The 13488-nt window shown below is 69.9% G+C and carries 12 protein-coding genes; 7 read left to right on the plus strand and 5 right to left on the minus strand.

Annotated elements, in window-relative coordinates; all coding sequences use genetic code 11:
- Window positions 1-82: 82 nt before the first annotated feature.
- The 4 genes from ABT294_RS34635 to ABT294_RS34650 form a co-directional block, all read right to left on the minus strand.
- Window positions 83-1261, minus strand: a complete 1179-nt coding sequence (locus tag ABT294_RS34635; protein ID WP_350810542.1) for a serine hydrolase domain-containing protein — start codon at window positions 1259-1261, stop codon at window positions 83-85.
- A 180-nt stretch (window positions 1262-1441) separates the two neighbouring features.
- On the minus strand, window positions 1442-2701 hold the full coding sequence (locus ABT294_RS34640) for a Cmx/CmrA family chloramphenicol efflux MFS transporter (RefSeq protein WP_350810543.1): 1260 nt from the start codon (window positions 2699-2701) through the stop codon (window positions 1442-1444).
- The gene (locus tag ABT294_RS34645; RefSeq protein WP_350810544.1) at window positions 2698-3240 is read right to left on the minus strand and encodes a thioredoxin family protein; all 543 of its coding nucleotides are present in this window, start codon (window positions 3238-3240) and stop codon (window positions 2698-2700) included. Before ABT294_RS34645 ends, ABT294_RS34640 begins: the two co-directional genes overlap by 4 nt.
- 445 nt (window positions 3241-3685) lie before the next feature.
- A complete protein-coding gene (locus ABT294_RS34650) occupies window positions 3686-4378 on the minus strand; it encodes an alpha/beta fold hydrolase (RefSeq protein WP_350810545.1) in 693 nt (230 codons plus the stop codon).
- Window positions 4379-4563: 185 nt separating this feature from the next.
- Between ABT294_RS34650 and ABT294_RS34655 the strand changes: the two genes are divergently transcribed.
- Window positions 4564-5598, plus strand: coding sequence for a LacI family DNA-binding transcriptional regulator (locus ABT294_RS34655; RefSeq protein ID WP_350810546.1), 1035 nt, complete (start codon window positions 4564-4566; stop codon window positions 5596-5598).
- A 3-nt stretch (window positions 5599-5601) separates the two neighbouring features.
- Here the strand turns inward: ABT294_RS34655 and ABT294_RS34660 are convergent, their stop codons facing one another.
- Window positions 5602-6672, minus strand: a complete 1071-nt coding sequence (locus ABT294_RS34660) for a LacI family DNA-binding transcriptional regulator (protein ID WP_350810547.1) — start codon at window positions 6670-6672, stop codon at window positions 5602-5604.
- Between the two features lie 161 nt (window positions 6673-6833).
- Between ABT294_RS34660 and ABT294_RS34665 the strand changes: the two genes are divergently transcribed.
- The 6 genes from ABT294_RS34665 to ABT294_RS34690 are packed head-to-tail and all read left to right on the plus strand — an operon-like array spanning window position 6834 to window position 13469.
- Complete coding sequence (locus ABT294_RS34665) at window positions 6834-8450, plus strand: ABC transporter substrate-binding protein (RefSeq protein ID WP_350810548.1); 1617 nt, start codon at window positions 6834-6836, stop codon at window positions 8448-8450.
- Between the two features lie 8 nt (window positions 8451-8458).
- Window positions 8459-9409, plus strand: coding sequence for an ABC transporter permease (locus ABT294_RS34670; protein WP_350810549.1), 951 nt, complete (start codon window positions 8459-8461; stop codon window positions 9407-9409).
- On the plus strand, window positions 9406-10269 hold the full coding sequence (locus ABT294_RS34675) for an ABC transporter permease (RefSeq protein WP_350810550.1): 864 nt from the start codon (window positions 9406-9408) through the stop codon (window positions 10267-10269). The genes ABT294_RS34670 and ABT294_RS34675 overlap by 4 nt, the downstream gene beginning before the upstream one ends.
- The gene (locus ABT294_RS34680; RefSeq protein ID WP_350810551.1) at window positions 10269-11237 is read left to right on the plus strand and encodes an ABC transporter ATP-binding protein; all 969 of its coding nucleotides are present in this window, start codon (window positions 10269-10271) and stop codon (window positions 11235-11237) included. The genes ABT294_RS34675 and ABT294_RS34680 overlap by 1 nt, the downstream gene beginning before the upstream one ends.
- Window positions 11230-12057: an ABC transporter ATP-binding protein gene (locus ABT294_RS34685; protein WP_350810552.1), complete on the plus strand. Its 828-nt coding sequence runs from the start codon at window positions 11230-11232 to the stop codon at window positions 12055-12057. The genes ABT294_RS34680 and ABT294_RS34685 overlap by 8 nt, the downstream gene beginning before the upstream one ends.
- Window positions 12054-13469 carry an amidase gene (locus ABT294_RS34690; RefSeq protein ID WP_350810553.1) on the plus strand — a complete coding sequence of 472 codons (1416 nt, stop codon included), beginning with the start codon at window positions 12054-12056 and terminating at the stop codon, window positions 13467-13469. Before ABT294_RS34685 ends, ABT294_RS34690 begins: the two co-directional genes overlap by 4 nt.
- The last annotated feature ends 19 nt before the right edge of the window (window positions 13470-13488 follow it).

Below are 13488 nucleotides of genomic sequence, written 5' to 3' on the forward strand. Positions count from 1 at the left end.
GGTTTCGACGGCTGCCTCGCGGGCTGGAGGATCTGCTTGCAGCGCCGTCGCTGCCGCGCCTGGAAGGTGTCGCAAGGTCGGTCTACCCGGCCACATGGCACAGAGCGGTGTCCACGGCCTTCATGAGGTGGCGGAAGTCGTTCATGTCACGGGGCTCTGTGGTGATCGTGACGGTGACGGCGCGGCCGGGGCGGCCGGTCCGGTCGACCAGGAGCCCGGCGGCCGTCGAGTAGCCGTGCATCTGGCCGGAGTGGCCGACGAAGCCGCCGCAGGTCAGCTCGTTGCGTTCGAGCCCGAGGCCGTAGTGTTCCACTGGACCGCCGGGGGTGGCGCTGGTCATGCGGGTCATCTGGGCGAGCTCGGCGGGGCGCAGCAGCCTGCCACGCAGCAAGGCCAGGAAGAACCGGTTGACCTCACCCGGCGTGGAGATCATGTCTCCGGCGGCGTCCAGGTAGCCGGCGTCCTGCTCGGTCACATCGACCATGCCGGACGCCACCCGGATGTATCCGCGCGGATGCGGCCCTCGGACGCGGTACTGGGCGGGGCGGGGTGAAGAGGTCTTTCGCAGACCCAGGGGTTCGGTGATCCGGCGCCGAACCTCGTCGTGCCAGCTCCTGGCCCCCGTGACCCTCTCAATGATCATGCCGAGCAGGAGATATCCGGTGTTGGTGTAAGCCCACTTCCCCTTCGCTCCCGGCGGGACGAACGTGGGTCGACCGTCCAGCGCGTGGCGGATCAGCTCGCCTCTGTCGTGATGGTCGAACCGGTGGCGCGCGAACTCCTCATCGTGCGGCAGCAGATCGCCGGGATCGGGCAGGCCGCTGGTGTGCTGGAGCAACTGTCTGACCGTGATGGCACGGCCGTCACCGCCGTTTCCCCGCACCACCCCGGGAAGATATCGCTCCACCGCTGTGTCGAGCCCGATCCTGCCCTCGCCGACGAGTTGCAGGACGACCGTGGCGACGAAGGCTTTGGTGACCGAGCCGATCCGTACCCGCCCGTCCATCGGCACCGGAAGGCCGGTCCTCAGATCGCCCGTGCCGGCACGCAGGGTCGTCGTGCGGCCATGCGACCCAGGCTCGGTTACCGTGGCGAGGATGCCGGGAATCCCCAACTCACGGACGAGGCGTTCCAGCTGCACCTGGAGCGCCGTCGGCTCGTGATCGGCCGACGCCCGCACCGGCACCGCGGCGATGGTGACCACGCACAGCACCGCCCCTGCCGCAGCGACCAGGCTCCTGCCCAAAGACCGGACGACCATGCCATTCCTTTCGTGAGGCGTTCACGGAAATGCCGGGCCGCTCTCCGGCCGGGCTGAACCATCCTCACTGAGACGGGCGTGGGCCACAGTGACTCCAGCAGCCCAATCCGAGGTGAGGCCTGCACCACCTCAGATTGCGTGACGGAGGTCCGCAGATTCCGCGTCCACGACAGGCCGAGTTCAAGCCCTTCGCCCAGCGTCGGATGAAAGGCACTCATCCTGCGTCAACGTTGCCGATTGGCTCTTCTGCGACCGGTGACGTGAGATCGCCCGGTCGAGAAGGATGGTTGGCACGGTGGCTGCTGCCAGGCCGGCGCCGATCCATGTGACGGAGATGATGCCGGCGCCGGCGCTGAGGGCGGCCCCGGCGAGCGCGGGGACAAGGCTGATACCGAGTTGGAACGCGGAGACGGTGGTGGCCCCGGCGAGTGTCGGCGCCTGGGATGCGATGGTGAACACTCGTCCGTAGATGGCTGGGTTCAGGACGAATCCAGCGATCCCGAGGAGCAGGACGAGGGGGACGACGGCCAGCGCGTGCTCGGCGAGGACCGCCAGCAGGACAGAACTGACCAGTATCCCGATCGCTCCGATCAGGAGCGCGTGAGAGGGGCGCCTGTCGGCGATCCTGCCTCCGATGGAGAGACCGATGAAGGCGCCGACGCCGAACAGCGTGAGGATCGCGGGAACCCAGACGCCAGGGATGCCGGTGATGTCGGTCACGAGTGCCGCAAGGTAGTTGAACGAGATCATGTAGGCGGCGGTGCTCAGGAGGGTGGCGGCGTAGACGACCCACAGTTGTGGCCGTCTCATGGTACGAAGCTCACGCCTCACACTGGGTTCCTTGTTCGCGCTCGTCGCAGGCAGCGTGAGAAGGGTCAAGATCGCGCCGGCGGCAGTGAGGGCGACCACACCCCAGAAGCCCCCTCGCCATCCCGTGAAGTAGCTGAGCAACGCGCCTGCCGGGCCGCCGGCGATCATCGCGAGGCTGAGCCCGCTGACCACGACTCCGGAGGCGCGTGCGGTGCGGTCGGGTGTGACGAGGCTGATCGCGGTAACCGCTGCGACCGCCCAGAACCCCGCATAGGCGACGCCGCAGATGAAGCGGGTGGCCAGCAGCACCGCGTAACTGTCAGTGAGAAGGCCGATCGTTACCGAGGCGGCGAAGATGGCTTGGGCGGTCACCAGCGTGGTCCGTCGCGGCCAGCGCAGCGTCATGATGGCCAAGGGAGGCCCGCCGATGACGACACCGATGGCGAACGCCGCGATCAGCGCACCGGCGGAGGACAACGTGATCTGGAGGTCGTCCGCGATCGCCGGCAGGACCCCGGCAAGCAGGAACTCCGCGCTGCCCATCGCGAACAGGCTGAACGCGAGCAGGTAGACACCGAGCGGCAGCCTCCCGCGAGAGACCGGCTCCTGCTGTGCGGTTTCGACGCTCACCGGCCATCACCGCTTCCCTGAACGCCGGTGACCCGTCCGTGCTCGAACGTTCCGCCGATGTCGGCGAGCTTCTGTTCCAGGACGTGCATGGGCGCCGCGCCGACCCACGAGCCCACGGGCCGGCCCCCGGCGTAGACGACGAAGGCGGGAACGGCGGTGATGCCGTGCCGGTCCGCCAGCTCCGGCTCCTCGTCCAGGTCGATCTTGACGACGTCCAGGGTGCCGGACCGCTCGGCGGCCAACTGTTCCACGATGGGGGTGACCATCCGGCACGGATGACACCAGGTGGCCCAGAACTGGATCAGGACGGGCCGCTCGGCCTGGAGGACGCGCTCGGCGAACGTCTGCTCGGTGATGCTGTCAACCGAGCTTGGGGTATGTGGGGGCATGTACGGGTCTCCGGGTTCGGGTATGAGGGTGAGGTCGGGCGCGCCGCGGTGCGGACGGGTGGGCCGGCGGGCGGCGGCCGCGGCGTGGCGCCGTTCGACGGCGCGGTCGGCGTCCTCGTCCAGCAGGGCGGTGTTGGTGGCGGACCCCATGCCGGCGGGTCCAGGATGCGCTGGAAGTCATCGCTCCACTGACGCGGGAGCAGGGCCTGGCGCACCGCCCCCGGGTGGGTGCCGAGAACAACGAGGGGCTGGTCGCGGACCTCGTAGACGTGACAGCAGGGGCAAGTGCGGCAGGTCCATGCCCCACCAGCTCGACGCCTTGATCATGGCGATCACCTCCGGCCCCGATGGTGCGTCCCCGGGTGGTGAACCGACAACTACTGTTGCCGTTTCTGGGACGTGGGAGGTGGAAGGACGGGGCGCCGGAGGTCGACGAACGCCAACACCGCGCCAGCGGACGGCATCGCGTTGTGTGCCCTGTTCGCCGAGCTGGAGGGCGAAGCCGGGGCCGACCGCGTCACGGCCTGGTTCACCGCCCGCCGGGGCACGGCGAACATCGTGGTGTCGCGACGGGCAGAAGCCGTGTCGCGAAGATCTAGATCCAGCCCTCGAGACCGGCCATGAAATCTTCGAACAGGTGGCGATGGATCGTGTGCTCGGCACCCTTCACCACGCTCACCTCGAAGCCCCTGGAGACCAGGGTTTCGGCGAACTCCCCGGAGACCAGTTCGCTCGGGTCGGCCAGTTGGACCAGTGACGGCACCACCGGGTCGGGGGTGAAGTCCGAGCCGGTGAACGAGGTCAGCGCCATCGCGGTGGCCGGGTCCCACTTGGCCAGCATCTCGATCTCAAGGGCGCATTCCTCGGCGGACCAGCCGGGATGGACCTGCCGCACCATCTCCACGGTCTGCTCCTTGGCCGCGGCCATCATCGCGCCGAAGTCCACTCCGTCGATCTTGGGTACGCGGAACGCCGGGTCGGAGTAGACCGCCCTGCCCGGCTTGAGCCGCTCGACCGCGAGCGCCAGGGTGAGGCCGCCGAGTGAGTGACCGATGGCCAGGTCGGGGGTGGCCGGGACCGACTCCAGCACGCTTGAGGCGTACAGCTCGGGGGTGTACTCCTCGGCGCGGAAGCTCTCGCCATGCCCGGGCAGGTCCACCGCGATGACCCGGTAACCACGCTCGGCCAGCGCCGGGCCGACCCGCCACCAACAGCGGGAGTCGGCCATGATGCCGTGGATCAGCACGGCGACCCGGTCACCGGAGCCCCATTCGCGAGTGTGCAGCATCGGATTACCTCACAGATGTGGTCGACGGTACGGCGATCCCGCCGACGAGAGCCGGCGCCCTCGCAGGCAGCCACGGCGGCCGACGGACCGCTTATACGTATAAGCAGTTGATAGCATCGCCCCAGACGATCGACAAGGACAGGGCTCCGGTCTTCATCAACTCGCGATGATCCAGAATGGACTCGATGTCCGCCAAGCCGCCCACCAGTCTCGACGTCGCCCGCGAGGCAGGCGTCTCTCAGGCGACCGTGTCGTACGTCCTCAACAACCGCGAGGGCGCGCGTATCAGCGACGAGACACGGGCGCGCGTCCAGGAGGCCGCCGACAGGCTCGGGTACGTGCCGCACGCCGGAGCCCGGACGCTGCGGACCGGACACAGCAGGCTCGTGCTGGTGCCGCTGGTCGACGCCCCGTACGGCCAGCTCGCCGTCGGCCTGATGGAGGGGTTGGACCGCGAGCTCAGCCGGCTCGGATACACCATGATCCAGTACGGCGCGCGCCACCTGAAAGGCGTGGCCGCCGCCCGCGCCTGGGCCGAGCTACGCCCGGTCGCGGTCCTCGCCCCGGCCACACGGCTGACCCGGCACGCCGTGGACGTACTGCACTCAGCGGGGATCAGAGCGGTGATCGGCATCGGCGTCGCAGGCTGGTCCTCCGACCTCGTCTCCACCATGACCATGGACCACGAAGGGATCGGGGCCACCGCCGCCGAACACCTCCTCGCACGCGGCAGTCGCACCCTCACCGCGATCGTCCCGACCGAGGACGGCCTGCGCGACATGGGCCTGCGCCGGGCGGCAGGCGTACAGCGGGTGGCCGCCGCCCGCGGCCTGCCCTACAACCAGGTGGACCTGGCCTTCTCCGAGTCCGCGACCGCCGCGTGGCTGGACGCGTGGCAGGACGCGTGGCAGGCGGGCGTCAGCGGAGACGGCCGGACCAAACACGGCGTGTTCGCCTACAACGACGACTACGCCATGCTGCTGATGGCCGCGCTCGCCGACAACGGGCTCTCCGTCCCCGGCGACGTGGCGGTCGTGGGCTGCGACGACCTGCCGCTGGCGAAGCTGCTGCGGCCCCGGCTGACCACCATCCGCCTCAGCGTCACCGACGCTCCCGCCATGCTCGCCCAGACCCTGGACGAGATCGTCAGGACCGGCGGGACCGGGCAGCGCCCCCTCGCCCTGTGGACCCACGCGCTGGTCGAGCGCGATTCCGCCTGAGCGTCACCCAGGGGTGACGCGGGAAACCGCAGGCCGCCGGCCAGGAACGGCCGAAGACGTGCGGATCTGGAGGTCGGCAGAGAAGAGGCGGCCGTGGTCGCCTTCACGGCCTTCGATGCGGTCGACGAGCAGTTGTACCGCCGCCTGGGCGGTCTCGCCGGGCAGGAAGCTGAGCGTGCTGACCGGCGGATCGGTGTAGGAGGCCGCCGAATCTTCCGTCGCGCAGACGAGCAGCAGGTCGTCGGGGACGGAGCGGCCGAGCCTGCGGATCGTGTCCAGCAGGAGCGGCGGGCTGAGCTCGACCAGGGTGACGAGCGCGTCGGGCGGGACCTGGGCGGTGAGCAGCTCCCTCACGGCGTCGAGCGTCTGCTGGACACCGGGGCTGGGAAGGCAGACGATCCGGGGTTCACGGCCCCGCTCGGCGCACCAGTCCCGGTAGGCGCTGACGGACTGCTGGTAGAAGCAGGCCGTGGCCGTGGCCGCGACAACCGCGATCCGTTCCGCGCCGGCGTCCTCCAGGTGATCGAGAACCTGGCGCGCGGCGCCGTCGTAGTCGAAGTCGACCCAGCGGCCGATCTCCTGTGCCCCGCTCCCAGCCTCCGCCAGGGCCCGCCGGTCCGAGACCACGGGGACGCCCGCCGCGAGGAAGTCTCCGACCATCGGATCTCCCGCGACCGGGTCGATGACGAACACGCCGTCCAGCGGCATGTCCAGCCAGCAGTCCTCCGGCCCCGAGGTGGGCAGGAGGACGACGCCGTATCCGTGGGCCAGGGCCGCTTGGGTCATGGCGGTGGTGAGCTGCGAGAAGTACGCCAGATCGGCGTAGACCCAGGGCATCTCGACGTACTCGCGTGCCGTGACGCCGAGCAGCCGGGTGTGCCCCTTGCGCAGCAGCCGTGCCGTGGCATTCGGGCGGTAGCCGAGACCTCGGGCCACCTGCCGTACGTGCTCACGTGTGGCCGCGGGAAGCCGTCCGGTTCCGTTCAGCGCGTCTGACACGGTCGTCTTGGACACCCCCGCGGCGCGGGCCACATCGACGAGGCGAACCCGGGCGCTGCGCTCTGACTGGCTCATGATCGGGAATCCTGTCATTCGGCTGAATGGTCCGCTACCCAAGTCAAGCATTGCAGAATCGTTCCGCCAAACCCTTGTGCAGGAACGTTCCTTCACGAATACTCGCTGCCACCTCAGCCGCATACCGGATCGTTGCGGCCCGTTCAGAAAGAGGTGGTCTGTTGCGCACCTCCCGTACCGCTGCCGCGACGACCCTGCTCACCCTCGCAGTCGCCGCCTGTGGCGGCGCTCCGCAAGCCGGCAAGGGCGGCTCCGCCGCATTCGAGATCACGAAGGACACCGCACCGGCCAAGGGCACCGTGGACTCGGTGACCTGGTCGCTCTACGCCGAACCGCAGTCCCTCGACTACGTGTACGCCTTCGACTACCACCCCAACACCGTGCTCGCCAACGTGTGCGAGCAGCTCATGCGGATCACCCCTGACCTGAAGGTGGAGCCCGGCCTGGCCAGCGCCGCGACCTCACCCGACCCCAAGCGCTGGGTCTACACGATCCGCTCCGGCGTGAAATTCCACGACGGATCCACGCTCACCGCCGACGACGTCGTGGCCAGCATGCGCCGTCACCTCGATCCCAAGGTCGGCTCGTACTGGGTCTCGGCCTACACGAACGTCGACAAGATCGAGAAGACCGGGCCGATGGAGGTCACAGTCCATCTGAAGAAGCCCGACCAGCTCTTCAACGAGGAGATGGGCACCTCCGCCGGAACCATCGAGAGCGCCGCCTCCCTGGCCAAGCCGGGCTACGGCACCCCGGATGTCGGAATCAACTGCACCGGGCCGTTCTCACTCGACTCATGGCAGAAGGGCCAGTCGATCAACCTCAAGAAGTTCGACGGCTACTGGGACGCATCGCTCGCCCCCAAGGCGAACACGATCAAGACCGTGTTCATCTCCGACCCCGCCGCCCGCGTCAACGCCCTGCTCGCCGGCGAGGTCGACGGCGGTTACCTGCTGCCGTCCACCGGGTTCCCCAAGCTCCGCGCCGCCGGCAACGGCACGCTCTACTTCGGCCCGAACACGACGGCCGTGAATGTGATCCCCACCAACCTCAAGGGCACGCTCGGCGACGTCCGGGTCCGCAGGGCGCTGTCCATGGCGCTCGACCGCGAGGGCATCATCAAGGCCGCCGCGGGCGGAGTCGGCACCGCGGCGAAGGCGCCCGGCGCCATCGGCGCCTGGGGCATCGCGCCGGAGGCGGCCAAGGACTACTACGCCAAGCTTCCGGCCCTCACCAAGGACATCGCCGGGGCGAAGAAGCTGATCCAGGAGGCAGGCGCCTCCGGTAAGAAGATCGTGATGGCGACCAGCACGCTCTCCCCGGAGATCAGCGTCATCGCCAACGCGGTGCAGTCGGCAGGGCAGGCCATCGGCCTGCAGGTCGAGCTGAAGGCGGTCGCCCCGGAGGCCTACACGGCGCTGTTCTCCGACCCGAAGGCCCGCGAGGGGATCGATCTGGTCATGACGATCTGGTACGACTCCACCCCCGACCCGCTGGAGTTCTACGGGATCCTCCGGACGGGCGACTTCGCCAACTACGGCGGCTATTCCAACCCGGACTACGACGCCCTGGTAGACAAGGCCAACTCCGAGGCCGACCCGGCCGCGCGCGCGGCGACGGTCGCCAAGCTGCAGGAGATCGCCGTCCGCGATGTGGTCTGGATCCCGCTGTACGAGGTGCCGCACAACATGTTCCTCAACAAGCGGCTCACCGGCGCGCCGACCAGCATCTCGCAGCTTGTCTACCCATGGGCCGCTCGTCTGGGTTCGGCCGGTTGAGGCCGACCATGGCTGGCTTTCTCCTCCGCCGGATCGCCGGGATCGTCGCGACACTGCTCGTCACGTCGTTCCTGGTCTTCGGCTCGGTCCATCTCGCCCCCGGAGACCCGGCGTCCTTCCTCCTGGGAGGGCGCTCGGCATCGCCGGCAGCCGTCGCGGCCATCAAGGCGCAGTACCACCTGAACGACCCGTTCCTGGTCCAGTACACCAAGTGGATCGGCGGCGTCGTCACCGGGGACTTCGGCCGCTCCGTGCAGTTCCGGCAGGACGTGGCCGGTCTGATCGCCGCCCGGCTGCCGACGACGCTGTGGCTCATCGGCTACGCCGGCCTGCTCATCCTGATCGGAGGGCTGGCGCTCGGGGCCCTGGCCGCGCTGCGGCGGGGCCTCGTGGACCGGACGATCCTCATCGGCACGGGCGTCGCCACGGCCACCCCGTCGTTCGTCGCCGCGATCGGACTGATCTCGCTGTTCTCCGTCCAGCTGGGCTGGTTCCCCGCCTTCGGCAACGGCAGCGGCTTCGGCGACCGGATCAGCCATCTGACGCTCCCGGCGGCGGCGCTCGCCCTGACCTTCGTCGGCCTGCTGGCCCGGGTGACCCGAACGTCGATGCTGGAAGAGCTGGGACGCGAGCATGTCGAGGTGGCCCGCTCGCGCGGGGTGCCCGGCTCGGACGTGGTACGGCGGCACGTGCTGCGCAACGCCCTCGGCCCGATCACCACCGTGACCGGGACGATCGTGGCCGGCCTGCTGGTCGCCACCTCGATCGTGGAGACCGCCTTCGGCCTGTCCGGGGTCGGCCAGTTGCTCGTCAGCTCCGTCACCGTCAAGGACTTCCCGGTCGTGCAGGCCGTCAGCCTGCTGGTGGTGGTGGCCTTCGTCGCCGCCAACCTCGTCGTCGACCTGGTCCATCCGCTCATCGACCCTCGCCTGTCCCACGCGAAGGGAGGCACAAGATGACCGCCCTGCCCATCCACCGGCGTAGGTTCCTCGCTCCGCTGGCCCGCATCGCGGGAGGCGACAAGCTCGTCACGGCAGCCCTCGCCGTGCTGACCGTGCTGGTCGTCGCGGCGGTCCTCGCCCCGCTGATCGCCCCGCACGACCCCGACGCCGTCGACCTGTCCGCGACCTTGAGCGGCTCCACCCCCGACCACCTGCTGGGCGCGGACCAGTCCGGCCGCGACGTCCTGTCCCGGCTGATCTTCGGTGCCCGGACGGGACTGCTCGGCCCGCTGATGGTCGTGCTCGTCTCGACGGTGCTCGGCACGCTGATCGGGGTGGCCGCCGCCTGGCACGGCGGAGTCGTCGATTCCGTGCTGTCGCGCGCCATGGAGCTCATCTTCTCCTTCCCGGCTCTGCTGCTGGCCATCATCCTGGTGGCGGTCTTCGGCGCCGGGCTGACCGCGCCCGTGATCGCGATGAGCGTCGCCTACGCGCCGTACGTCGGCCGGTTGGCACGCAGCGTGGCCTTGCAGGAGAAGGCCCGCCCCTACATCCAGGCGTACCGGGTGCAGGGCTGGTCCGGCTGGATGATCTGCGTGAAGCATCTGCTTCCCAACATCGCTCCGCTGATCCTGGCCCAGTCCGCGATCAACTTCGGCTACGCGCTCATGGATCTCGCGGCGCTCTCCTTCCTCGGCTTCGGGGTGCAGCCGCCCACCGCCGACTGGGGCGCGATGATCAACGAGGGCTCCCAGGCCCTGCTCCAGGGCGCGATGCTCCCCGCCCTCGCCCCCGGCGTCTCCATCGTGATCACGGTGGTCGCGTTCAGCACCGTCGGCGAGTCCATCGCCGACCGCGTTGCCAGGCGGGAGCAGTGATGACCACTCGGCTACTGGAGATCGAGAATCTGAACGTGCGGCTCACGGCCGGCAAGGCCGCGCGCCCCATCCTCGACGGGGTGTCGCTGCACGTCGAACGCGGCGAGGCCGTCGGGCTGGTCGGCGAGTCGGGGTCGGGCAAGTCCGTCACCTGTCGTTCGGTGCTGCGCCTGCTTCCCGAGGGAGCCGAAGCCGCCGGCAGCGTGCGGGTGGACGGCGAAGACATCCTGACGATGTCCTCCACCCGGCTCCGTGACCTGCGCCGTCGCGACGTCTCCATGATCTTTCAGGACCCTCGGGCCTCCATCAACCCGCTGCGCCGGATCGGCGACTTCGTCACCGAAGGGATGCGGGCCGGCGGGGTGTCGCGGGATGACGCTCTCAAACGGGCCGCGGAGCTGCTGGAGTCGGTAGGCATCCGTGAGCCGCGCGCGGCCCTGCGCAGGTATCCGCACGAGTTCTCGGGCGGCATGCTCCAGCGCGTCATGATCGCCGGCGCGCTCGCCGGGGGGCCACGGCTGCTGCTGGCCGACGAGCCCACCACGGCGCTGGACGTCACCACTCAGGCCGAGGTCATCTCGATCCTGACCAACCTGCAGGCCGAGCGGGCCATGGGGCTGCTCTTCGTCACCCACGACCTGGAGTTGGCCGCGGCGATCTGCGATCGCATCTACGTGATGTACGCGGGGCGCATCGTCGAGGCGCAGTCCGCCGAGGGACTCTTCAACCGGCCCCGCCATCCATACACCGCAGGACTGTTGGCCGCGACCCCCCGACTGGAGTCGGACCGGCCACCGCACGGCGTGCCGGGACGTCCGGTGTCGCTCGCCGAGGCTCCGACCGGATGCGCGTTCGCGGCCCGCTGCGCCCACGCCCAGTCCGGCTGCACGGAGTACGAACCCGTCCAGCGGGAGATCGACGGTGCTCAAGTGGCCTGCCTGCGCGCGGAGAAGCTGATCCATGACTGAGTACGCGCTGGAAGTCGAGAACCTGCGCAAGTCGTTCGGCGACCATGTGGCCGTCGACGACGTCTCCTTCTCGCTGCGGCCCGGCGGCTCGCTGGCCATCGTGGGCGAGTCGGGATCGGGGAAGACGACGACCGCGCGGATGCTCGTCGGCCTGGAGCGGCCGGACGCCGGCCGGATCCGCGTCGGCGGGCGGGACCGCTCCGATGTGGCCCGAGGCAAGGCGACCCGGCTTTCCCGTGCTCGAGAGCTCCAGATGGTCTTCCAGGACCCCTACCTTTCGCTCGACCCCCGCGTCAGCGTCGCGCAGTGCGTCGAGGAGCCGCTGCGCCTGCATTTCGCGATGAGTCCGCAGGAAAGGCGAGCCCGCCGCGATGAGCTGCTGGCGCGGGTGGGCCTCGGCGAGCGGGAGGCGGACGCGCTCCCCCGGCGGCTGTCCGGCGGCCAGCGCCAGCGGGTCGCGCTCGCCCGCGCGCTGGCGACCGAGCCGAAGGTGCTGATCCTGGACGAGGCGACCGCCGCCCTCGACGTGTCCATCCAGGCCCAGATCCTCGACCTGCTCGCGGAGATCCGCCGTGAGACCGGCGTCGGATATCTGTTCGTCACCCACAACCTGGCGCTCGTCCGGCACGTCGCCGATGACGTCCTCGTGCTCTACCAGGGGCGCGTGGTCGAGTCGGGCCCCAGCCCGCAGGTGCTGGCCGCTCCCGAGCATCCGTACACCCGCCTGCTGCTGCACTCGGTGCCGCGCCCCGGCTGGGACCCCGCCCAGATCGCGGCAGACCGACGTGCCCTCGCAACCGAATCGAAGGAGTCCTCGTGACGGACCTCGCCTACCTTTCCGCGACCGAGGCCCTGCGGCTGTTCCGGTCCCGCGAGCTGTCCCCCGTCGAGCTGATGACCGCCGTCATCGAGCGCGCCGAGGCCGTCGAGCCTCAGGTCAACGCGCTGAGCGAGCGCACCTTCGAAGAAGCGTTGCTCCAGGCGAAGCAGGCCGAGCGCGCCTACCGCGACGGCTCGCCGCGCCCGCTGGAGGGCGTTCCCGTCGCCGCGAAGGACGAGCAGCCGATCGCCGGACGGCTGGCCACGGACGGCTCCCTCGCCTACGCCGACGACGTGGCCGAGGTGACCCACCCGGTCATCGAACGGGTGCTGGCCGCCGGCGGCATCGTGCACGCCCGCACCACCACGCCCGAGTTCTGCTGTGCCGCGTTCACGCACTCGCGCCTGTGGGGAATCACCCGAAACCCGTGGAATCTGGACTACTCGCCGGGTGGGTCCTCGGGCGGCTCGGGGGCGGCGCTCGCCTCCGGCACGGCCACGCTCGCCACCGGCTCCGACATCGGCGGCTCGATCCGGATACCCGCCGCCAACACCGGAACGGTCGGCTACAAGCCGCCCTACGGGCGGGTGCCCGCGATGCCGCCGTTCAACCTGGACCACTACTGCCATGACGGGCCGATGGCCCGCACCGTGGCCGACTGCGCGTTGCTGCAGAACGTCATCGCCGGCCCGCACCCCCATGACGTGGTCTCGCTCCGCCCCACCGTTCGCGTCCCGGACCGGCTCGGCGATGTGACCGGGCTGCGCGTCGCCTACGCGCCCAACCTGGGCGACTGGGAGATCGAGCCGGACGTCGCGGCCAACACCCGGGCCGTCGCCGACGCGCTGCGCGAGGCCGGGGCGATCGTCGAGGAGGTCGAGGTCGGGCTGCGCCGCGCCGACGTCATGCGCGCCGTCCTCATCCACTTCGGCGCCATCTTCGGCCCCATGGTCGGCCGGGTCGCCGCCGAGCACGGCGACAAGCTCACCCGCTACGCCCTCGACTTCGCCGCGCACTCCCAGAGGGCGCACGAGCAGGGCGGCGGCTTCCTGGCGGGGCTGGAGCTGGAAGCGGCGATCTACGCGCCGATCGGCGAACTGCTCGACCGCTACGACGCGCTGATCTGCCCGACCACGGGAGCGCCCGCCCTGCGCGCCGGCGAGGAGTACCTCGACACCAAGCTCACCGTGAACGGCGTGGAGCTCGACGACTATCTGGAGTACTCGCTGACTCCGGTCTTCAACATCGCCAGCCGCTGCCCGGTGCTCAACGTGCCGTCCGGCCGCGCGTCCAACGGCGTGCCGACCGGGGTGCAGATCGTCGGACGCACGTACGACGACGCGACCGTCTTCCACGTCGGCGCCGCCGTCGAGCGCATCCGCCCGTGGGCCTCGCGCCCCGAGTCGCTGTGATCCCTCTGATCCCCTCTCA

This window comes from Nonomuraea sp. NPDC000554, assembly GCF_040300065.1.
In the GTDB taxonomy this organism is placed as follows: Bacteria; Actinomycetota; Actinomycetes; order Streptosporangiales; family Streptosporangiaceae; genus Nonomuraea.